This window comes from Bathymodiolus heckerae thiotrophic gill symbiont, from assembly GCF_900180345.1.
Lineage (GTDB): Bacteria > Pseudomonadota > Gammaproteobacteria > PS1 > Pseudothioglobaceae > Thiodubiliella.
This window is the reverse complement of the sequence record NZ_FXLV01000024.1, coordinates 1-20,865: the sequence shown is the minus strand read 5'-3', so window position 1 is coordinate 20,865 and position 20,865 is coordinate 1. Positions and strand designations below refer to the sequence as shown.

The following is a 20,865-nucleotide window of genomic DNA, read 5'->3' as shown; positions in this document are numbered from 1 at the left end:
AATGAATAAAAATATGTTTAATTTACACTTGAAAGAATGTGAATTTAGATTCAATAATCGCAAGCAAAATCTTTATAAGATTTTGCTTGAAATGTTCAGAAAAGAGTCGCTTAAGTTGTCATGACCCTATTTTATTAAAGATGAGACTGTAAAAATATTACGCTTTCCGTTCCTTTAAAATATATATTTATCACTGGATTTTTAATTCAGTCGTTATGTTACATAAAAAAATAAAAAATTACTCTAAATTAGGTGAAAGCAATCTTTCAGCCTGCTCTATTGACACACCTTTGCGCTTGGCATAATTGTCTAGTTGGGCTTGGTTGATTTTGGCAACACCGAAGTATTTGGCATCGGGGTTGGCAAAATACCAGCCACTGACGGAAGCGGTGGGGAGCATAGCATAGGAACTGGTAAGGGTCATGTTGATATTTTTTTCTACATTGAGCAGGTCCCACAGTTTTTCTTTTTCGCTGTGTTCGGGGCAGCAGGGGTATCCGGGGGCGGGGCGAATGCCGTCAAATTGCTCTTGAATGAGCTGGTTGTTATCAAAGGTTTCGGTACTGTAACCCCAGAGTTCGGTGCGGAGTTTGAAGTGCATGAGTTCGGTAAAGGCTTCGGCTAGGCGGTCGGCGACGGCTTTGATCATGATTGAATTGTAATCATCGTGATCGGCTTCAAAGGCTGCCACTAATGGGTCAATATTGATGCCAGCGGTGATGGCAAATGCGCCCATATAATCAGTGGTATTACTGTCTTTTGGGGCGATGAAGTCACTGAGGCAGAAGTTCGGGGTGTTGCCTTTTTTGTCTAGTTGTTGGCGTAGGTGGTTAAGAGTCATGAGTGTCTCGCCGTTTTCGTCATATAGTTCGATATCTTCATTGATGCTGTTGGCGGGAAAAATACCGATAACGGCATTGGCAGTGAGCAGTTTTTCATTGATGACTTTTTTAAACATTGCTTTGGCATCGTCGAATAGGGCGCTGGCGGATTCGCCGATGATTTCATCGGTTAAGATATCGGGGAATTTTCCAGCTAACTCCCAAGTGCGGAAAAACGGCACCCAGTCAATAAATTGGAAAATTTCAGCTAGGTCGTAGTCTTTGAAAACTTGAATGCCCAGTTTTTTTGGTTTGACAATGGCATTAAAAGAGACATTAGGCTTATTGACTCTGGCTTTTTCTAAAGAGATAAGTTTGCTTTTGCCTCTGTTAGCACGGCGTTGGCGCACTTGTTCGTACTCGGTACTGGTGTCGGCTAAAAGCTGAGGTTTTAAGGTGTTTGAAAGTAAACTAGAGACGACACCAACGGCTTTAGAGGCATCTTGCACATAAAATACACCTTGGTCGTATTCAGGCCCGATTTTCACGGCAGTATGGGCTTTGGAAGTGGTAGCGCCGCCAATCATTAGGGGTAGGGTAAAGCCTTGGCGGGTCATTTCCTTGGCAACAAATACCATTTCATCGAGTGAGGGAGTGATAAGCCCTGATAAGCCGATAATATCAACTTTTTCTTTTCTAGCAGTCTCTAAAATGGTTTCCGTGGGTACCATTACGCCTAAATCGATAATTTCATAATTGTTGCAAGACAGTACTACGCCAACAATGTTTTTGCCAATATCGTGTACATCGCCTTTAACGGTTGCCATCAGTATTTTGCCACTTGATCTGGAGGCACAATCTTGTTTTTCGGCCTCTAGGAATGGATCTAAGTAGGCGACGGATTTTTTCATCACTCGGGCAGATTTTACCACTTGAGGTAGGAACATTTTGCCCGCACCAAATAGGTCGCCGACGACATTCATACCGCTCATTAATGGGCCTTCTATCACGAGAATAGGGCGACCCAGTTTGTCTAAGGCTTCTTGAGTGTCTTCATCTATAAATTTAGTAATACCTTTGACTAGGGCGTATTCTAGGCGTTTTTCTACTGTCCAAGAGCGCCACTCTAGGTCTTTTTTATCATCCTTGGGTTTGCCAGTGCCTGAAAATTCAGCAGCAATATCGACCAAACGCTCACCTGCATCGGGGTCGGTGTTAAGGATGACATCTTCAACGGCTTTTTTAAGTTTAGGATCGATATCGTCATAAACCACTAATTGCCCCGCATTAACGATGCCCATGCCCATGCCTGCTTTAATGGCGTGGTACAGGAATACTGAGTGGATAGCCTCACGCACAGGATTATTGCCTCTAAATGAAAATGAGACATTCGACACGCCACCTGAGATTTTGGCATGGGGTAGAGTGTTGGTAATCTCACGAGTGGCTTCAATAAAATCAACACCGTAGTTGTTGTGCGCTTCAATGCCTGTTGCTACGGCGAAAATATTGGGATCAAAGATAATGTCTTCAGCGGGAAAATCAAGCTCATTAACCAAGATATTGTAAGCGTTGGTGCAAATCTCAATTTTGCGTGCTTGGGTGTCTGCTTGACCTGCTTCGTCAAATGCCATAACGATAACAGCTGCCCCATAGCGTTTGCACAACTTGGCAACTTTAATAAAATTATCCTTACCTTCTTTGAGTGAGATGGAATTAACAATCGGTTTGCCTTGCGTGCATTTAAGTCCTGCCTCGATAATTTCCCATTTGGATGAGTCAATCATTAACGGCACTTTGGAAATGTCAGGCTCTGAGACAATAAGATTGACAAAACGAACCATTGAGGCTTTGCCATCGAGCATACCTTCGTCCATATTGATATCAACCACCTGTGCACCTTCCTCTACCTGAGTACGGCAAACATCAAGTGCTTCTTCAAATTCCTCATTCAGAATTAAGTGCTTAAACTTAGCAGAGCCAGTGACATTGGCACGCTCACCGACATTCACAAACAACGCATTTTCATCGACATTAAACGGCTCTAAGCCCGATAGGCGCAAGGCAGGCTTAATGTCGGGGATTTTCCTAGGGGCAAGACCTGAGATCTTATCTGCAATGGCTTTGATGTGCTCAGGGGTAGAGCCGCAACAGCCACCAAGAATATTTACTAAACCAGATTCTGCCCATTCTCCCACTTGCTCGCTCATACTTAGCGCCTCTAGGTCGTATTCGCCGAATTCATTCGGCAAACCTGCATTGGGATGGGCAGAAACAAAGCAATCTGACACACGAGACATCTCAGCTACATATTGGCGTAATAAATCAGGCCCTAGCGCACAGTTAAGGCCGATAGAAATAGGGTTAGCGTGGCGTAGAGAATTATAAAAAGCTTCCGTCATTTGCCCTGATAGAGTGCGACCAGAGGCATCGGTAATAGTGCCTGAAATCATAATGGGTAGCTCAACACCGTCTTGCTCAAATACTTCTTGCACGGCAAAAATAGCGGCTTTAGCGTTGAGTGTGTCAAAAATGGTCTCAATCAAAACAATATCTGCGCCGCCTTCAATCAAGCCACGGGTGGATTCCATATAGACCTCCACTAACACATCAAACGAAATGTTTCTAAATCCAGGGTCGTTCACATCAGGCGAAAGTGAGCAGGTTTTAGAAGTGGGGCCAAGCACGCCAGCCACAAAGCGAGGCTTGTCAGTACTTGAAAACTCATCACAGGCTTTGCGTGCTAGTTTGGCACTCTTAACATTGATTTCAAATGCCAAGTCTTCCATCTGATAATCAGACATTGAGGTACGCGAGGCATTGAAAGTGTTGGTTTCAAGGATGTCGGCACCCGCTTCTAAATAAGCACGGTGAATGCCTTGAATGATTTTTGGTTGTGTTAGAGAAAGCAGGTCATTGTTGCCTTGCACAAGCACATGCCAGTCTTTAAAGCGCTCAGAACGGTAATCCTCTTCACTTAGCTTGTGCTTTTGAATCATCGTTCCCATTGCGCCATCTAACACTAGAATTCGTTGCTGTAAAAGGGATTTTAATAACTGCTGCTTGCTCATTGTGGCATATTATACTGACAAAGTCTGATAAAAATCACTTGCAAAAAACATATTATAGTTGTATAATATGTTTTTAAAATTTAAACAATGGAGAAGTAAGATGAAAAAGGTTTTAGCAATCGTATTACTTGCATTTACATTCAGTGCAAATGCCTTTTGGGGTAACAACAATATGCCATGGAGTAATAACGGTTACAACAACAATGGCAATTATGGCTATCAACAAGATAACGGTATTTTTTCCTTTAACCCGTATGAATACTGGGATCCTCGTTGGTACTCTGAAGAGGCGTCAAATATGATGGATGAGTTTAGCGACAATAATAATGGCTGGGGCAACAATTACAATCGTTACAACCGCTACAATGGTTATGGCTATAATCCATACAACAATAACTACAATAAACAACCGCCAGTTAAGGCAAAATAATTGCTTAATTTGCTAAAAAGCCAGTATTTATTACTGGCTTTTTTATTACCTATTAATCTAGTAGAGGACTTGAAAAAACCATGAGCAACGATTGTATTTTTTGTCAATTAAGAAACGATGAGCGCATTATCGGCGAATGTGAGCACACAATAACCTTTATTGATAATTACCCAGCATCACCGGGGCATACGCTGGTTATCCCTAAAAGGCATTTTGCGACTTACTTTGAGGCCACTGAAGATGAATTACTGGCGATTGGCAAGGCAGTGCAGGTGGCTAAGAAGGTTTTAGATAAGGAGTTTGCACCTGATGCTTACAATATTGGCATTAACAATGGCTTAATGGCAGGGCAGAGCGTTATGCATTTACATGTGCATATTATCCCTAGATACAAAGGCGATGTAGAGGACCCTAAAGGTGGCGTGCGTTGGATATTAAGAGATAAGGCTAATTATTGGGATAACAAATAATCTTATTCAATAAAAAAAGCCCGTAAATACGGGCTTTTTTAATAAATACTGCTAAGTGGATCTAAAACGGAATATCGTCATCAAATCCAGTGTTGTCAACTGGGGTAATAGGGTCAATAGCAGGCTGTTGAGATGCTGGCGCAGATTGTTGTACAGGAGCAGGGGCTTGCTGTTGTGGTGCAGGTGCGCCACTATTTTTAGAATCTAAAAACTGCATTTCTCTACTAACAATTTCAGTGGTGTAGCGATCTTGCCCACTTTGATCTTGCCATTTTCGGGTTTGTAATTTACCTTCAATATAGATTTTGGAGCCTTTATGCAGATATTGACTGGCTAATTCTGCAGTTTTTCTAAATAAAACCACTCTATGCCATTCAGTTCTTTCTTGCTTTTGCCCCGTGTTTTTATCCAGCCAAGAATCAGAAGTGGCAATAGAAATATTTGCCACAGCATCACCACTACTAGTGTATTTTAACTCTACATCTTGCCCTAAATTACCGACTAAAATTACCTTGTTAATACCTGCCATGTTATTTTCTCCTTTAAAGTTTTTGTTGTTTCATGGTGAGCATAACGCCCAGCCATATTAATGCCATTAATGTGGTGAATAAGAATACACTATTTAAATCAAATATGTTGTAAATCCATCCGCCAAATACCCCGCCAACGAATGCACCTAAAAATTGCGAAGTGGAGTATAAGCCCATTGCTAGACCGCGTTTATCGCTAGTTGCTATTTTGGCAATAAGTGAGGGTAGCATTGCCTCCATTGCGTTAAAGGCAATGAAAAATAGTGTTAGTAAAATCAACAGCGTTGTGTAAGTGAGGGGTATTTGATAGAACAAAATTTGACTGATAATCATTATCATAATTACGGTGACAATCATGGGTTTGTGCTTGTGGAATTTTTCTGCCAAAATGATGATGGGTAACATCCCCATAAAAGACAGCAGAATGACTGGCAAATAAACGCTCCAATTGTCTTTTAAATCAGGTGCAACAATGTTGTTTTTAACCAACAGTAGTGGCATAACGATAAAAGTGCAAGTCAAAATCAAGTGTAAAGTAAAAATACTGAAATCCAATTTAAGTAATTTAGCGGTGAATACTTGTCTGATATTTGAGATTGACAGCGTGTATTGTGCATACGGCTTGACATGGGGCAGGGTGATAACAATCGCTAATGCTACCACAGACAATCCAGCAATCACCCAAAAAAGCCCAGAAATACCTAAATTTACTGTAATCATTGGTCCAATCAGCAGGGAAAGCATAAATGCTAGGCCAATCTGCATACCAACGAAAGCATTTGCTTTAGAGCGCTGGCCTTCAGAGACAAAATCTGCCAAAAAAGCCATCAGCACAGCAGAAATCGCACCACTGCCTTGTAAGGCTCTGCCAACCACAACATAGATAATATCGGTGGAATTCGCTGCTACTACACTACCAATAAAGAAAAATATCAAACCCACAATCAATAATGGCTTGCGCCCAAACTGGTCAGATAAATAACCAAAGGGTATTTGTAACAGCGCTTGTGTTAAGCCGTAAACACCAATAGCTAAGCCGATTAAATAAGGTGTGGTGTTTTCGTATTGCGCAGCATAGACTGAAAATACGGGGAAAATCATAAACAACCCAAACAGTCGGGTTGCCATAATAGAGGATATTTTAAGTGCAAAAAAACGCTCTTGCTTATTCATTAATGAATCAATCCTTTAAAGAGTAGTGTGGTTGATACATGGGGTAGCTGTTTTTTAACACACGACGAGCATCTTTTGCCAAAGTTTTTGCGCCAATAATATCGTAGTTATGCGCTATTAAGTGCAGTGCTGCTGGCACTGATGGTGTGTTTGGATATTTTTCAATAATAAATTTAGTGCGACTGATGGCAGCGATATTCGCACTTCTTTTGGTGTAATAAATGGCAACGAACAATTCGTGTCTTGATAGAATATTTCTTAATACAATTAAGCGACTTTTTGCCTCTTTGGCGTATTCAGTGTCGGGAAATTTATCGATTAAAGCCATATAATAATTGAATGCATTACGCACCGAGTCAACATCTCGTTGAGCATTATCAGTCAAATAGCCATCTAAGATAGAGCGAGATTTGTCTTCTGAAATAACACCACGCAAATAATAAGTATACGGTGTTGAAAAATGCTCGGGATACAGCTTGATATAATCATTTAAATATGAAATCGCCTCATCGTAATCTTCATTTTTATAAAGCATATAAGCAACTTCTAACTTGGATTGTAGTGCGTATTTAGAGCCAGGGTAGGCGGCTTGTAGTTGCTCAAACAGTCTGATAGATCCTTCTATTGAATCAGAATTTTTGGCTTGGTTAAAGAAAGTTTTGGGCGACCAACCTTTAGTAATAGATTCTCTTTTTTCTTTGTTGTCAAAACAACCGTTGAGCAGTAGCGTCAACAGAGGTAACAAAAGTATTAGTTTTATTGCATTTTTCATTACATCAAGGAAATTATTTATAAATATGCGAAACATTATACTGAGGTGCTTGTATGATAATACGCTATATTAATTTGATATCGTTTAAATGATTTTATCTGAAAAAAGAATTTTAATTAGCGACCTGTGCAAAGTGTTAAATACCTATATGCCTGAAAAACAAGTTCGAGGGGTTTATCGGGCGTATATAGTGGCAGCAACAGCGCACGATGGGCAATATCGTCGTTCGGGCGAGGCTTATGTGTTTCACCCTATCAATGTGGCAATGATTTTGGCTGAATTGAAGCTAGATTGTTATTGCATTGTGGCCGCGCTGCTACACGATTGCATTGAAGACACAACCCTGACACAAGCCAACATTGTTGAAGAGTTTGGCACAGAAGTGGCACATATTGTTGAAGGGGTTTCAAAATTAACGGGGCTAGAGTTTCATTCAAATATTGACCAACAGGCACAAAATTTTAGAAAATTGTTTTTAGCAATGAGCACAGATATGCGGGTAATGATGATTAAGCTCGCTGATCGCCTACATAATATGCGCACACTTAAATCAGTGAGTCGAAAAAAACAACTCAGAATTGCCAAAGAAACCGATGAGATTCACGCACCTATTGCGCGTCGTCTAGGTTTGAACAGTATTAAGATGGAATTAGAAGCACTGTGTTTTGAGTTTATTTACCCTTATCGATATAAAGTACTCAACCATCAAACCAACAAACGCTATGGCAACCTTAAGGAGGTTATTGTTCGAATTCAAGATGAAATTGAGCATCGTTTAATGCAAGAAGGGCTGGATAAAATTAAAATTAGTGGACGCAGAAAGGCAACTTACAGCATCTATGAAAAGATGAAAATTAAGCATTTAAAATTCTCTCAAATATTGGATATGTATGCGTTTAGAGTGATTGTGAGCGATGTGGCACAATGTTATCAAGCACTGGGTATTATTCATAATTTATACAAACCTTTTCCAGGCAAGTTTAAAGATTATATTGCTTTGCCAAAATCAAACGGCTATCAATCATTGCATACAGTACTATTCGGCCCAAATAAGATTTTTATTGAAGTGCAGATTCGCTCAGAAGATATGGATTTTATCTCCGAATACGGTATTGCGGCGCATTGGTATTATAAAAGTGAAAATTCCAATTCTTTGGAATTGGCGAATAACTGGCTGGGTTCGTTGTTAGATATTCAGCAAAATTCAGACACTTCGATTGAGTTTTTGGAAGAAACTAAAGCCGATTTATTTCCCTCAGAGGTATTTGTATTTACTCCTAAAGGGAAAATTATTCAACTACCTCATAAGTCTAGCGTATTGGATTTTGCTTATAGTATTCACACCAATGTAGGCAATCAAACACTCAAAGCTAAAATAGACCAAGTAGAAGTGCCGCTATCCAGTGAATTAAAATCAGGACAAACCGTGGAAATTATTACCGACAAAAACACCAAGCCACACCCATCTTGGCTCGGTATCGTGGTAACAGTAAAGGCGAAAGCCTCAATTAAAACCAAACTTAAAGAAGAATCCGCCTCCGAACTCATACGATTGGGTGAGTATTTATTAACCAACGCCTTGGACTATCAGGGCAATGGCAAGCCAATTAATGAAAAAAAATGGCAAGAGTGCTTGACAGATTTAAAATGCGGTTCCAAACAAGAACTGTATATAAAAATTGCATTGTCTGAGGTTTTAATGTCTTTTGTGCTTAATAAATTACAAGCAAAGAGCAGCGAGACATCTAATCGTATTAGCATTAAGAATACAAAAGGCGAGCCCATTAGTTTTGCCCGCTGTTGTTATCCAATCCCAGGTGATAAGGTGGCTGGTATATTAACCAGTAGCAAGGGCTTGGTGTTGCATCGATTTGATTGTGGTAATTTAATTCACGCCAAGCACAAAGGTGAACAATGGCTAGAAGTGGACTGGCAAGCAGATGAAGACGAAGAATTTGAGGTGTTAATTCGCGTGAAAATTGAAAATCGCCGAGGTATGCTAGCCTCCATTGCCAATGCCATTGCTAAAATTAATATCAATATTGAGCATTTGGAAGTAGAAGAGCATGATTATTCCATAAAAGCCATGAACTTTGTGATTAGTGTATCAAGCCATAATCAGCTGGATAAGGCTATGTGTGTTGTTAAAAGCCTAAAGCATGTACATTCAGTAACTCGATAAAAATGCTAAATTTAAGCCCAGTTTTTGATTAAAATTAGAGATTATTTACCAAGGAAAAACCTTATGATTTGGACTGATTCCCTAGACATTGCCATTGCACTTGACGAAGCATACCCCGACTTTGATCCGACTTTTGTTAATTTTGTTGATTTAAGAAAAATGGTGATTGCCCTAGAGGGGTTTGACGACAACGAAGACAAATCTGGGGAAAAAATCCTAGAAGCCATTCAAATGTACTGGATTGAAGAGAAAGAATGAAACTAAGCAGATGGTTGGCGTTATTTTTAACACTCGGTGTTGGTATTGCACACGGGGTGTTAGAAATAACCGTGGTAAAAAAAGATGAAAATACCTTTCCAGTCGCCATAAGTCCATTCAAACTAATGGGTCAAGGCACACAAGGCAAGGGCATTGCAAAAATTATTCACGATAATTTAGAGCGCTCAGGGCGCTTTGATGTGATTATTGCTGATGCGCCTGTAGATGAGGTTGATGTAGGATACTGGAAAAAACAAAATATAGAGGCACTTGTTACTGGCAGTATTGAGCAAGAAAGTGAGGAAATTTACCGACTTTCTGTGCGTTTGTTTGATATTTATAGCAATACAAACTTATTTACCCGCTCAACGCGTGTCCACATCAACGGCTTTAGAAAAGTGGCACACCAACTCAGCGACCATATTTATGAATCCTTACTAGGGGAAAACGGCTCATTTAACACGCTATTAACCTATATAACGGTCAAAGAGGATGCAAAAGGAAAAAAATACTATCGCCTTAATATTTCTGACTCTGATGCGATGAATGCTAAAAGTCGTATCAAATTAAGCACACCAATCCTGTCTCCAGTTTGGTCGCCAGATTATCGGTTTAAAGACAAGAAAATCGCTTATGTTTCCTTTCAAAACGAACGCTCTGAGGTGTTTATTTGGCATCCGTTTGTGCGCAAAAAGATTGAAAAACTGCCCCGTTTTGATGGTATCGCCTCATCTCCTAGCTGGCATCCAAACGGCAAAAGCCTAGTATTAACCTTGTCTAAAAATGGCAACAAAGATATTTATTCTTACCACTTGGCCAGTAAGCAACTGACTCGACTAACACACCACAAGGCGATTGACACCGAGGCAAGTTATTCTGCTGACGGTAAGCGCCTTGTGTTTACCTCCAATCGCTCTGGACAAGTGCAGATTTATATTAAAAATTTGACCAACAATCAGATTAATCGCATCACATTTACAGGGCGTTACAATGCCAAGGCAGTATTTTCCCCAAATGGCGAGCATTTGGCGTTGGTTCATCGCATTGATAACGATTATCGTATTGCAATGCTGGACATTAAAACCCAAGAATTAAGTATGATGAGCAATGGAGTATTAGACGAATCGCCTTATTTTTCACCAAATGGTGATATGATCATCTTTTCCGCTCATCGTGATGGCAAGGGCGTATTGTCCGTGGTATCAGTAAAAGGTAGCCGCTCATACGAGCTGTCTTCGCATGACGGGGAAGTAAGAGAGCCAAACTGGTCAACCAATTTAGAATAATAATAAAACAGGAGAAAAAAATGAAAATGATAATTATTTTACCACTTGTGGTATCATTGAGTGCTTGCTCAACCTTAGACAAGGTATTCAAATCAAAACCAAAGTTAAAGCCTAATACCAATAAAGTCATTATTGAAGACAAAAGCGAAGGTGCGATTAATGCAGTTGTGCGTGAACAATCAACTTTTGAATGGAGCGAATCAAACGAACTATCAGCCAAAGTAGCCACAATGCCAGAAAGTGCTAGAGAAAGTGCCGTGTCCGTGTTAAAGGACAATGACACTAAATTGGTACTATATTTTGACTATGATGCCATCGAAATCAGCAAAGAAAACGCTCAAGAGATTGAGAAACATATTCAGTTTATGCAAGCCAATCCAAGCATTAGGTTGCGCATAGAAGGGCATGCAGACGAACGAGGCACACGCGATTATAACTTGGCTTTGGGTGAAAATCGTGCCTTGAGCGTTAAAGAAATATTTGGATTTTACGAGGGCTTAGGTGCTAGAATAGAGGTGATTAGTTACGGCGAAGAAAACCCACAAAGCAAAATGAGCGATGAAGTCGGCTGGCAAGAGAATCGCCGTGTTGAATTTATTTATCAATAGTTAATTACCATTAAATACCCTTGTGAAGGTGGTGTCAATTCCTGCGGTAGCGTTAGATGCTTTGTGTTATTTAGATGCTGAGCGTTATCCGTTTTTATTAGAAAGTGTAAATCACAATCAAGACAATAGATATTCGATTTTATTTGCCCATCCTACCGAACAAATTGTTCTCAATAATCTGGAAGAATTTGATTTTTTATCCGAGTTAGAATCAAAGATTGATGCTTCTTCTATAGTCAGTGATTTGCCTTTTACTGGTGGCTGGTTTGTGTATTTATCCTATGAACTGATTGGTCAAATTGAACCTATATTAAAACACGATTTACCCCCAAGTAACCAGCCTGTGGCGATTGCACTCAAAATTCCAACAGCCATTGTTATTGACCATACTCATCATCAAACTTATTTACTAGACCAATTTGATAATCAGCATAGAATAGCGCAAGTATTGACAGATATTAAGCAACTAAAAGCCATGCCCAAAGGCAAACTAACGGGGGTTTTGTCTGCTGAAAAAGAGGCTAAATTCCTAACAGGTGTAGCCAGTAGTCGTGATTATATAAAAGCAGGGGATGTGTTTCAAGTAAATTTATCTAGACAATGGCAATACGCATTAACGGCTGATGTTAGCCCAGCACAGGTTTATCAAGCACTAAAAAAGTCCAACCCAGCGCCTTTTGCTGCTTTGGTGCAGTTTGAGGGCTTTAGTATTATTTCATCTTCACCTGAGCGCTTATTCAGCGTTAATGACAGGCAAATACAAACCCGACCCATTGCTGGTACGCACCCCCGTGGCAAAGGCGAAGACGATAATCGTCTTAAAGTGCAATTAATCAACCACCCCAAAGAGCAGGCAGAACACATTATGCTGCTAGACTTACAGCGCAATGACTTGGGTAGAGTATGTGAATACGGATCCGTGCGTGTGAGTGAGATGATGGCGTTAGAAAGCTATCCTTTCGTCCATCACATCGTTTCCAATATCAAAGGCAAAATTAAGTCCCACATCACCATTAAGCACCTAATCAGCGCCTTATTCCCAGGCGGCACCATCACTGGCTGCCCTAAAGTGCGCTGTATGCAAATCATCGCCGAGTTAGAACAAATGCCTCGCCAAGCCTACACAGGTTCACTAGGCTATATCAGTAGTAATGGAAAAATGGATTTCAACATCCTTATTCGCAGCCTTACCCAACAAAACAACATCTTAACTTTTAGGGCAGGTGCTGGCATTGTATTTGACTCCATTGCCGAGCAAGAACTACAGGAAACCAAGCACAAAGCCAAAGGCATACTGCAAATTTTTACATCAGATGCTTAGAAAAATAGGATTGTGTAGCACTAATCTGAACAACTAAGGCTTGATATAAGTGTAACCCATTTGCTGCAAACGAGATAACTCAGCAACGCCACTTGGCACAATGTCTGTCTTATCTACATCATATAGGTCGTCTTCGTAACTGATTTTTTTTACCTTGTAATGTATTGGCACATACTTGAAACTGGATGCCTTGGTCTTTTAGTCCAGAGATTTTTGCTTGAAGCTCATCGGTCGCATTGCCACGCTTTAATTTGGTGCCCCCTAAGGCATCAGGCTCAAGCAATAGTGAAAGCCCATCGCCATGCATTACGATTTTAAAATTTAGATTTTCCTTGCCAACAGCGTTAATGTAGTTTTGCACATTGCGCAAAGCACCTATTTGAGCCTCTGGATCATCGTAGTTAATATGGTAAAAAACTTTTTGTTTGCCGTATCGCTCATTTGCTGTTGCATTCCCTACAAGTAATATTACAACACCTAAAAACACTGCTATTAGAGACCTTTGCATAAATATGAATAATCATTAAAAATCCACTTTTCACCCGCTTGGCAATTTTTTAAACCCAGCCTTAGCTCTGCTAGGACAAGGTTTAAGAAAATCACCAATCTGGCAAAAATTGAATTTTGCTAATCATCCCTATTTATGCAAAGGTCTCTATTAAGCTTTTTAATTTGTATTGTTTCATTTTGTCTCTCCTCAAAGAATCCCCATTTTTTTTTGCTTGAATAGGGTTACTAGAGGTTTGTTAGCCCTAAGTGCTAATGTTACTTTAAAACCCTAGGTATTATTTTGGGTTTATCGACTAAATTGGTCGGGACGACAGGATTTGAACCTGTGACCACCACACCCCCAGTGTGGTGCGCTACCAGACTGCGCTACGCCCCGTGAACACAGATTTTACAAGATTAGCCAACGCAATCACAGAATAATTGGAAAATTCAATGGGATTTTTTGAACTGTTAAGGCTGAAATTTGCTGGTCATGGGGTAGCGACGCTCCTTGCCAAAGGCGTTTTGGCTGATTTTTGGCCCAGGTGCGCTTTGTCTACGCTTGTATTCATTGTTAAGCACCATGCGAGCGATGCGTCTTACTGTATCTTTGTTATATCCTTGCTGAATAATATACTCAACCGAGTGTTTTTGCTCAATAAATAATGCCAAAATAGCATCAAGCTCATCATATTCAGGCAGGGAATCTCGGTCTTCTTGATTGAGCGCTAGCTCTGCGGAAGGGGGGCGGTCTATAACTCGGCCAGGGATGACATAATTAAGGGAATTACGATATTTAGCTAAGCGATATACCATCACCTTGGCGATGTCCTTAAGCGGGGCAAAGCCACCTGACATATCGCCATATAGTGTCGCATAACCAACGGCCATTTCGGATTTGTTGCCAGTGGTGAGTAAAATTTTGCCAGATTTATTAGAGATTGCCATCAGTAGTGTGCCACGAATGCGTGCTTGTAGGTTCTCTTCAGCAGTGTCAGACTGCATTCCTGTAAATAAGGGGCTAAGCTGCATATTGAAACTACTTACCATTGGATGGATATTGACCTCATGATAATCAACATTCATACTGTTGGCTTGCGCTTTGGCATCTTCTAGGCTCATATCAGAGGTGTATTCATAAGGCATCATTACCGCTTGTACATACTCGCTACCGAGCGCATCAACGGCAATTGCCAGCGTTAATGCGGAGTCAATGCCGCCCGATAACCCAATAACTGCACCATTAAATACGCCGTTTTTTTCAACATAGTCTTTGGTTGCCAACACGAGAGCATCGTAAATGGTTTTTTCCATTGTCTCGGTACTATGTATCATCATAGGGGTATTTAAAGAATGGATTATTGTTTGAAAGAAGGGCAATTGATGGGTAATTTCACCTTTACTATTCATGGCAAACGAGCCACCATCAAATACCAATTCATCTTGTCCGCCAACCATATTGACATAAACAAAATCTACCTTGTTTTCCAAGACTCGTTGTTTGATGGTTTGTAGGCGTTGATTATGCTTGCCCACTTGAAAAGGGGAAGCGTTAAGGCTAATGAGTGTTTGTGCGCCATAACCGACCACAGCATTAACAGGCGCTTCATCCCAAGCGTCTTCACAAATTAACACGCCAATGCGCCGTCCTTGGCATTCAAACACCATAGGGGTTTGACCGGGTGTAAAGTAGCGTTTTTCGTCAAACACCCCGTAATTAGGCAGGCGTTGTTTGTGATAGCAACGCACACGAGCGTGTTGAATTAAGTAAGCGCTGTTGTATAAGCACCCATTAATGAAAGCAGGAGCGCCGAATAAAATGCTCATAGTCTCAGGCAGTTGCTTGCGTATTTGTTCAATTTTAGACTCTATTTGAGCAATAAAGCCTTTGCGTAAGAGCAGGTCTTCTGGCGGATAGCCACTCAGTGCTAATTCTGGAAAAACCAATAAATGTGCACCCGTTTCAAAGGCTTTGAGCGAAAAATCAATAATTTTGTCAGCATTGCCGTTTAAATCGCCAACAATAGGGTTAATTTGCGCAATATCTATTTTTAAAGGCATTGAGTCGTTTACAAGGCTTTCTAGTTGCTCTTGCCAAAATTTCGCCTTCGATGAATTGTTAGTGAGTTTTGCGTGTTCAAGCTTAGTGTTTGCCACCACCTCAGCAGGGGAGAGTCCTAAAATATTCGCAAATAACCAAGCATGGGTTTCAGACAATGCCATTTTACCCGACTTATATTTACTTAAATTAGACTGATTAATATCATATTTTTTCGCTATTTTATAGTCTGAAAGCCCAGTTTTAGAGCGGACTTTGGCTAAATAGTCTTTGGTTTTTATTGCCATGGTTTTTTTTACCTATTGCAAGGGGTTAAAGGTAAATTTTACCACCCATTAAAAGCCAGTTATTAGTTAAAAAATACCAATAGTGGTAAAGGTTACATAATATCGTTATAAATTATTGATTTTTAATATATTTATAATTTAATTAAACATTATAATTTTTGTCATAATAAGTAAAAAATAACGATATATTGCACCAAATAATCAATAAACAAGGGGGGAATCAATGAGTTAAACGCTTAATTTAACTCTGCATAGAGGTAAATTATTGTTATAATTTTTTAACGGTTACAATTACAAAATAATCGTGATTTTTATAACTTTTATTAGGATAAATTTAATGAACAAAATATTAAAATTTTCTGCTGCCTCGTTATTAGTCATTAATGGCCTTAATGCGCAAGCAGACACACTCAGCGATGTGCAAGCTAAAGGCAGCCTAAGTTGCGGCGTAACAACGGGTTTAGCTGGTTTTTCAGCCATTGACAAGAATCGTAAATGGGTAGGATTAGATGTGGATCTTTGTCGTGCGATTGCAGCTGCAACTTTAGGCGACAGTGAGAAGGTTAAATATGTTCCATTAACTGCGAAAGAGCGCTTTACTGCGCTTCAAAGTGGTGAAATTGATGTGTTATTAAGAGTAACAACTTGGACGCTAACACGTGATGCTTCTCTAGGTTTGACTTTTGCAGGGGTTAATTATTACGACGGTCAGGGCTTTATGGTTAAGAAAAACCTTGGCGTGAAAGATGCCAGCGAGCTTCATGGCGCTACTTTTTGTGTAAACAAAGGCACAACGACTGAGTTGAACTTGGCAGATTATGCCAAAGAAGAGGGCTTTAAATATAATACTTCAATAACAGACACCATTGCACAAACTAGGTCAAACTTTGAAACAGGGCGTTGTGATAGCTTAACGACGGATCAATCGCGTTTATACGCCTTAAGAACCACGCTTAAAGACCCATCTTCTGCTGTTGTTTTACCGAATGTCATCTCTAAAGAACCACTAGGTCCTGTGGTGCGTCAAGGTGACGGCAAATGGTTCAATATCGTGCGTTGGACGCTTAATGCTATGATTACTGCTGAAGAATTAGGTGTTACCAGTGCTACGGTAGATAAATCAAGTAAAAGTTCTGAGATTAATCGTTTGTTGGGTAATACGGGTCTGATGGGCGAATATTTAGGTCTTGATAAGAAATGGTCATATAATATTATTAAACAAGTGGGTAACTATTCTGAAAGTTTTGAGCGTAATATTGGTGTCAATACCCCCATTAATATTACCAGAGGCTTGAATGCCTTATGGAAAGATGGTGGTATTTTATATTCACCGCCATTTAGATAGATAAACCATTAAAAACCAGTCTTAAAGACTGGTTTTTAATAGTATCTATAAATAATAACGCCACCAAGTTATTATTTATAGATGCTATTACTTGTTACCTACAATGCTTAAAAAATACTATGTTTAGTTTTTTATACAACAACAAAATTAGATTTATTTTATTTCAAGTCATTGCCGTGTTGCTGGTTACCTATGTTGCTTATTACGCTGTTAATAATCTAAACTACAATATTGAGCGTTTAGGTATTCGTAGTGGTTTTGGATTTTTGGATATTAAGGCAGGCTTTGATATTGCCGAGCATTTCATTGCATATACATCTGAATCAACCAATCTGGGTGCATTTTATGTGGGATTGACCAACACCATTGTGGTTTCAATTATTGGTATTATTTTTGCCAGCGTATTAGGGCTGATAATTGGTGTTGCAAGACTGTCTAATAATTATTTAATTTCTAAATTGGCTGAAACTTATGTTGAAATTTTTAGAAATATCCCTATTCTTTTACAGATTTTGTTTTGGTACAACTTAATGTTAATAAGTTTGCCTTTACCTCGCAATAGCTATGATTTTTTTAATGGTATTTTTCTCAATCTTCGAGGGATTTATTTACCCAAACCTATTGCTGAGACTGGGTTTTCTTGGGTAATTATTGCCTTTTTATTGGGTGTTTTTATTTGTTTTTTTGTCAAATGGTTTTTTAACAAAAAACACGATGAAACAGGGGTAAAACACCGTACATGGGGGTATTATTTAGCCAGTTTGCTGGGGCTGCCCTTAAGTGTGTATTTATTATTAGGATCCCCTATACACTTTGACTATCCTGCACTTCAAGGATTTAATTTTACAGGCGGATTGTCTTTTTCCCCTGAATTCTTGGCCATTGTAGCGGCATTGAGCATCTACTCAGCCACTTATATTAGTGAAGCAATCCGTGCAGGCATAGAATCCGTTGATAAAGGGCAAAAAGAGGCGGCCCTTGCGATGGGTTTAACGCAAAGACAAACGCTTAAATTTGTGCTATTACCGCAAGCCTTAAGAGTTGCTATTCCGCCTATTATCAATCAATACCTTAATCTTACTAAAAATTCTTCTTTGGCTGCCGCTATTGGCTACGCTGATTTGGTTGGTGTTTTTTCAGGCACTGTGCTTAATCAAGTAGGGCAGGCGATTGAAATTATTTTAATGACAATGGCAGTTTATTTGACCTTGTCACTAGTCATTTCATTAGGGTTAAATGTGGTTAATTACAGGATGCGTATTGTAGGGGCAAACGAATGAGTATTTTCAATCTAAAGCAGCCTAGGTCAGCACCCAGCACCCATACAGGTGTTTTAGGCTGGCTAATGAATCATTTATTTTCTTCAAAAACCAACACGGCGCTAAGCTTGTTTTCCCTATATTTACTCTATCTTATTGTTCCGCCTCTGTTAGATTGGATGATTTTTAGTGCCGATTTTTCTGAAAAAACCAATACCGAATGCACCAGAAATGCAGCTTGTTGGTTTTATATTAATGAAAAAATGAGTCTATTTATGTATGGTTTATACCCATCAGAAGAATATTGGCGACCTAATTTATTGATTGCTATCACGCTAACTTTTGTTTTGGCAGTACGACTGTTAAAACACCAGATTTATAGACATAAAGTAACGCTAAGTCTCTTTGTTATTTACCCATTCGTTGCGTTTTTCTTGCTTTATGGTAGTGATTTTTTAGGTATAAAAATTGTTGAAACCAATTATTGGGGCGGTTTAATGCTTACGGTTGTAGTGGCTGCGGTGGGTATTGTTGCCTCATTTCCAATTGGTATTTTTTTAGCACTTGGCAGGCAATCTAAGATGAAAACCATTCGTTGGCTAAGTATTGCTTATATTGAGCTTATTCGTGGCATTCCTTTGATTACTATTTTATTTATGGCCTCTGTTATGTTGCCACTTTTTTTTACCGAAGGCATTGATTTTGACAAATTACTCAGAGCCCTTATTGGCATCACTTTGTTTCAAACAGCCTATATTGCAGAAGTTATTCGGGGCGGGCTGCAGGCTGTACCCAGAGGACAATATGAAGCGGCAGATGCGGCTGGACTGAGCTTTACCCAAAAAATGTTTTTTATCATATTACCTCAGGCGCTTAAAATTTCTATTCCTAATATTGTTGGCTCATTTATCGCTTTGTTTAAAGACACGACTTTGGTGCTTATTGTTGGTATTTTCGATATGCTTGCTATTGCTGAATTAGCAACTACCGATGCCGACTGGTTGGGCAGGAAAACGGAAGGCATTGTTTTTGTTGCTATGGTTATTTGGGTGTTGTTATACCTAATGTCGCGCTACTCAAAAACCTTAGAAAAACGCTTTAACACAGAACATTAATAGAAAAATTACTCGGAATTATATGAAAGATAACATTATTACAATCAAGGGCGTAAACAAATGGTATGGGGGTTTTCATGCACTCAATGAGATTAACTTAGAAGTTAAAGAAGGCGAAATTATTGTGGTCTGCGGCCCATCAGGCAGCGGTAAATCCACCTTAATTCGTTGTATTAACTTCCTAGAAAAGTTTCAAGAAGGCTCTATTATCGTTGATGGTATTGAGCTTAGTGACGATATAAAGAAAATTAGACAGATCAGATCAGAAGTGTCTATGGTATTCCAACATTTCAATCTTTTTCCACACTTGAGCATTATTGACAATCTAACCCTTGCGCCAATTTGGGTACACAACAAAAGCAAACAAGAGGCAAGAGAGAAAGCCTTACAATTGCTAGACAGAGTGGGTATTAGGGACCAAGCTGATAAGCACCCAAATCAACTAAGCGGCGGACAGCAGCAGCGGGTTGCGATTGCCAGAGCACTGTGCACTTCACCCAAGATTATGCTTTTTGATGAGCCAACTTCTGCACTTGACCCTGAGATGATTGCAGAAGTGCTGAATGTGATGATAGGGCTGGCCAAAGAAGGTATGACAATGATTTGTGTAACGCACGAGATGGGCTTTGCTAAAAGGGTGGCAGACCGTGTTATCTTTATGGATGAAGGGCAAATCATTGAAGAGAATCAACCGAATGCCTTTTTTAACAAGCCAGAGTCTGAGCGCTTACAGTTGTTTTTAGATCAAATATTGAGCAAATAAACACACCAAACAAGACATGAACTTATTCAGAAGAAGCAAAAAAAATAAAAATCAGCGTAAGGATTTAGACAGTGAAAAAGTCAATAATCCAGAAACTATTGAGGAGTCTAGCAAAACATTCAAGCGAAATATTATCAACAAAACTGGCAAGGTACAACAAAATTTTGATTTTAAAGAAAACCCTGATTTAATAAGGATAGAAACTATTAATGGGACTAAGAAGGGACTAAGTATAAATAAGGCAAAAATTAGCCAAAGTCAAATCAATATTTTAAAAAAATGCAAGCAAGAAAACACAGCTGTAGAATTAATAAAAATTTTAAAACGCAGCAATAAGACAAAATTCAAACAAACTATTTTAACGCCATTAGTCGAGCTTGGTTTTTTTGAGTTAACTCTCCCAGAAAAACCAACCAGCCCAAATCAAAAATATCGTCTAACAGGAAAATTCGTTAAAAAAAACCTCAAACCTTAATACACCCAACAAGAAAATTCATTGAAAAGCCTTAAATTTTGGTTTTTTATCTCTATGAGACCTTTGCATAAATAGGGATGATTAGCAAAATTCAATTTTTTCCAGATTGGTGATTTTCTTAAACCTTGTCCTAGCAGGGCTAAGGCTGGGT

The 20,865-nt window shown here is 39.4% G+C and carries 17 protein-coding genes, 1 tRNA gene and 2 pseudogenes; 13 read left to right on the top strand and 7 right to left on the bottom strand.

Annotated features, from left to right (window positions below; all coding sequences use genetic code 11):
• Positions 1-124, top strand: a pseudogene (locus CRYPD_RS04205) (IS1595 family transposase); the annotation flags it as partial.
• A 114-nt stretch (positions 125-238) separates the two neighbouring features.
• Here the strand turns inward: CRYPD_RS04205 and metH are convergent.
• Positions 239-3,892 carry a methionine synthase gene (gene metH, locus CRYPD_RS04200; RefSeq protein ID WP_138146353.1) on the bottom strand — a complete coding sequence of 1,218 codons (3,654 nt, stop codon included), beginning with the start codon at positions 3,890-3,892 and terminating at the stop codon, positions 239-241.
• Between the two features lie 100 nt (positions 3,893-3,992).
• Between metH and CRYPD_RS04195 the strand changes: the two genes are divergently transcribed.
• Together CRYPD_RS04195 and CRYPD_RS04190 are read left to right on the top strand one after the other, a co-directional pair.
• Positions 3,993-4,322, top strand: a complete 330-nt coding sequence (locus tag CRYPD_RS04195) for a hypothetical protein (protein ID WP_138146352.1) — start codon at positions 3,993-3,995, stop codon at positions 4,320-4,322.
• A gap of 80 nt (positions 4,323-4,402) precedes the next feature.
• Complete coding sequence (locus CRYPD_RS04190; RefSeq protein ID WP_138146351.1) at positions 4,403-4,792, top strand: HIT family protein; 390 nt, start codon at positions 4,403-4,405, stop codon at positions 4,790-4,792.
• Positions 4,793-4,853: 61 nt separating this feature from the next.
• Here the strand turns inward: CRYPD_RS04190 and ssb are convergent, their stop codons facing one another.
• Genes ssb through CRYPD_RS04175 form a run of 3 tightly spaced genes read right to left on the bottom strand, consistent with a single transcriptional unit; the run spans position 4,854 to position 7,267 of the window.
• The gene (gene ssb / locus CRYPD_RS04185; protein ID WP_138146350.1) at positions 4,854-5,321 is read right to left on the bottom strand and encodes a single-stranded DNA-binding protein; all 468 of its coding nucleotides are present in this window, start codon (positions 5,319-5,321) and stop codon (positions 4,854-4,856) included.
• A 13-nt stretch (positions 5,322-5,334) separates the two neighbouring features.
• Positions 5,335-6,495, bottom strand: coding sequence for an MFS transporter (locus CRYPD_RS04180; RefSeq protein ID WP_138146349.1), 1,161 nt, complete (start codon positions 6,493-6,495; stop codon positions 5,335-5,337).
• A gap of 7 nt (positions 6,496-6,502) precedes the next feature.
• Positions 6,503-7,267 carry an outer membrane protein assembly factor BamD gene (locus CRYPD_RS04175; protein WP_138146348.1) on the bottom strand — a complete coding sequence of 255 codons (765 nt, stop codon included), beginning with the start codon at positions 7,265-7,267 and terminating at the stop codon, positions 6,503-6,505.
• Between the two features lie 88 nt (positions 7,268-7,355).
• Here CRYPD_RS04175 and CRYPD_RS04170 point away from each other — a divergent pair, with 88 nt between their 5' ends.
• The 5 genes from CRYPD_RS04170 to CRYPD_RS04150 all read left to right on the top strand — a co-directional run bounded on the left by CRYPD_RS04170 (position 7,356) and on the right by CRYPD_RS04150 (position 12,922).
• Positions 7,356-9,449, top strand: coding sequence for a RelA/SpoT family protein (locus CRYPD_RS04170; RefSeq protein ID WP_138146347.1), 2,094 nt, complete (start codon positions 7,356-7,358; stop codon positions 9,447-9,449).
• A 63-nt stretch (positions 9,450-9,512) separates the two neighbouring features.
• Positions 9,513-9,707: a Fe-S cluster assembly protein IscX gene (gene iscX / locus CRYPD_RS04165; protein WP_138146346.1), complete on the top strand. Its 195-nt coding sequence runs from the start codon at positions 9,513-9,515 to the stop codon at positions 9,705-9,707.
• A complete protein-coding gene (gene tolB, locus CRYPD_RS04160; protein WP_138146345.1) occupies positions 9,704-10,993 on the top strand; it encodes a Tol-Pal system beta propeller repeat protein TolB in 1,290 nt (429 codons plus the stop codon). Before iscX ends, tolB begins: the two co-directional genes overlap by 4 nt.
• A 20-nt stretch (positions 10,994-11,013) precedes the next feature.
• A complete protein-coding gene (locus CRYPD_RS04155) occupies positions 11,014-11,601 on the top strand; it encodes an OmpA family protein (protein ID WP_138146344.1) in 588 nt (195 codons plus the stop codon).
• Positions 11,602-11,623: 22 nt separating this feature from the next.
• Positions 11,624-12,922 (top strand): aminodeoxychorismate synthase component I, encoded by a 1,299-nt coding sequence (locus tag CRYPD_RS04150; protein ID WP_138146343.1) that lies wholly within the window; start codon positions 11,624-11,626, stop codon positions 12,920-12,922.
• A 33-nt stretch (positions 12,923-12,955) separates the two neighbouring features.
• Here the strand turns inward: CRYPD_RS04150 and CRYPD_RS04145 are convergent.
• From CRYPD_RS04145 to CRYPD_RS04135, 3 genes and pseudogenes are all read right to left on the bottom strand, one after another.
• Positions 12,956-13,430: pseudogene (locus CRYPD_RS04145) on the bottom strand (DsrE family protein).
• A 301-nt stretch (positions 13,431-13,731) separates the two neighbouring features.
• Positions 13,732-13,808, bottom strand: a tRNA-Pro gene (locus CRYPD_RS04140).
• A 74-nt stretch (positions 13,809-13,882) separates the two neighbouring features.
• Positions 13,883-15,757, bottom strand: coding sequence for an NAD+ synthase (locus tag CRYPD_RS04135; RefSeq protein ID WP_138146342.1), 1,875 nt, complete (start codon positions 15,755-15,757; stop codon positions 13,883-13,885).
• Positions 15,758-16,094: 337 nt separating this feature from the next.
• Between CRYPD_RS04135 and CRYPD_RS04130 the strand changes: the two genes are divergently transcribed.
• The 5 genes from CRYPD_RS04130 (at position 16,095) to CRYPD_RS04110 (ending at position 20,714) form a co-directional block, all read left to right on the top strand.
• Entirely contained in the window at positions 16,095-17,102 is a 1,008-nt protein-coding gene (locus CRYPD_RS04130; protein ID WP_138146341.1) for an amino acid ABC transporter substrate-binding protein, read from the top strand.
• Positions 17,103-17,221: 119 nt separating this feature from the next.
• Positions 17,222-18,382 (top strand): amino acid ABC transporter permease, encoded by a 1,161-nt coding sequence (locus tag CRYPD_RS04125; RefSeq protein WP_138146340.1) that lies wholly within the window; start codon positions 17,222-17,224, stop codon positions 18,380-18,382.
• The gene (locus CRYPD_RS04120; protein WP_138146339.1) at positions 18,379-19,476 is read left to right on the top strand and encodes an amino acid ABC transporter permease; all 1,098 of its coding nucleotides are present in this window, start codon (positions 18,379-18,381) and stop codon (positions 19,474-19,476) included. The genes CRYPD_RS04125 and CRYPD_RS04120 overlap by 4 nt, the downstream gene beginning before the upstream one ends.
• A 22-nt stretch (positions 19,477-19,498) precedes the next feature.
• Entirely contained in the window at positions 19,499-20,239 is a 741-nt protein-coding gene (locus CRYPD_RS04115) for an amino acid ABC transporter ATP-binding protein (protein ID WP_138146338.1), read from the top strand.
• Positions 20,240-20,255: 16 nt separating this feature from the next.
• Positions 20,256-20,714: a Fic family protein gene (locus CRYPD_RS04110; protein ID WP_244610248.1), complete on the top strand. Its 459-nt coding sequence runs from the start codon at positions 20,256-20,258 to the stop codon at positions 20,712-20,714.
• The last annotated feature ends 151 nt before the right edge of the window (positions 20,715-20,865 follow it).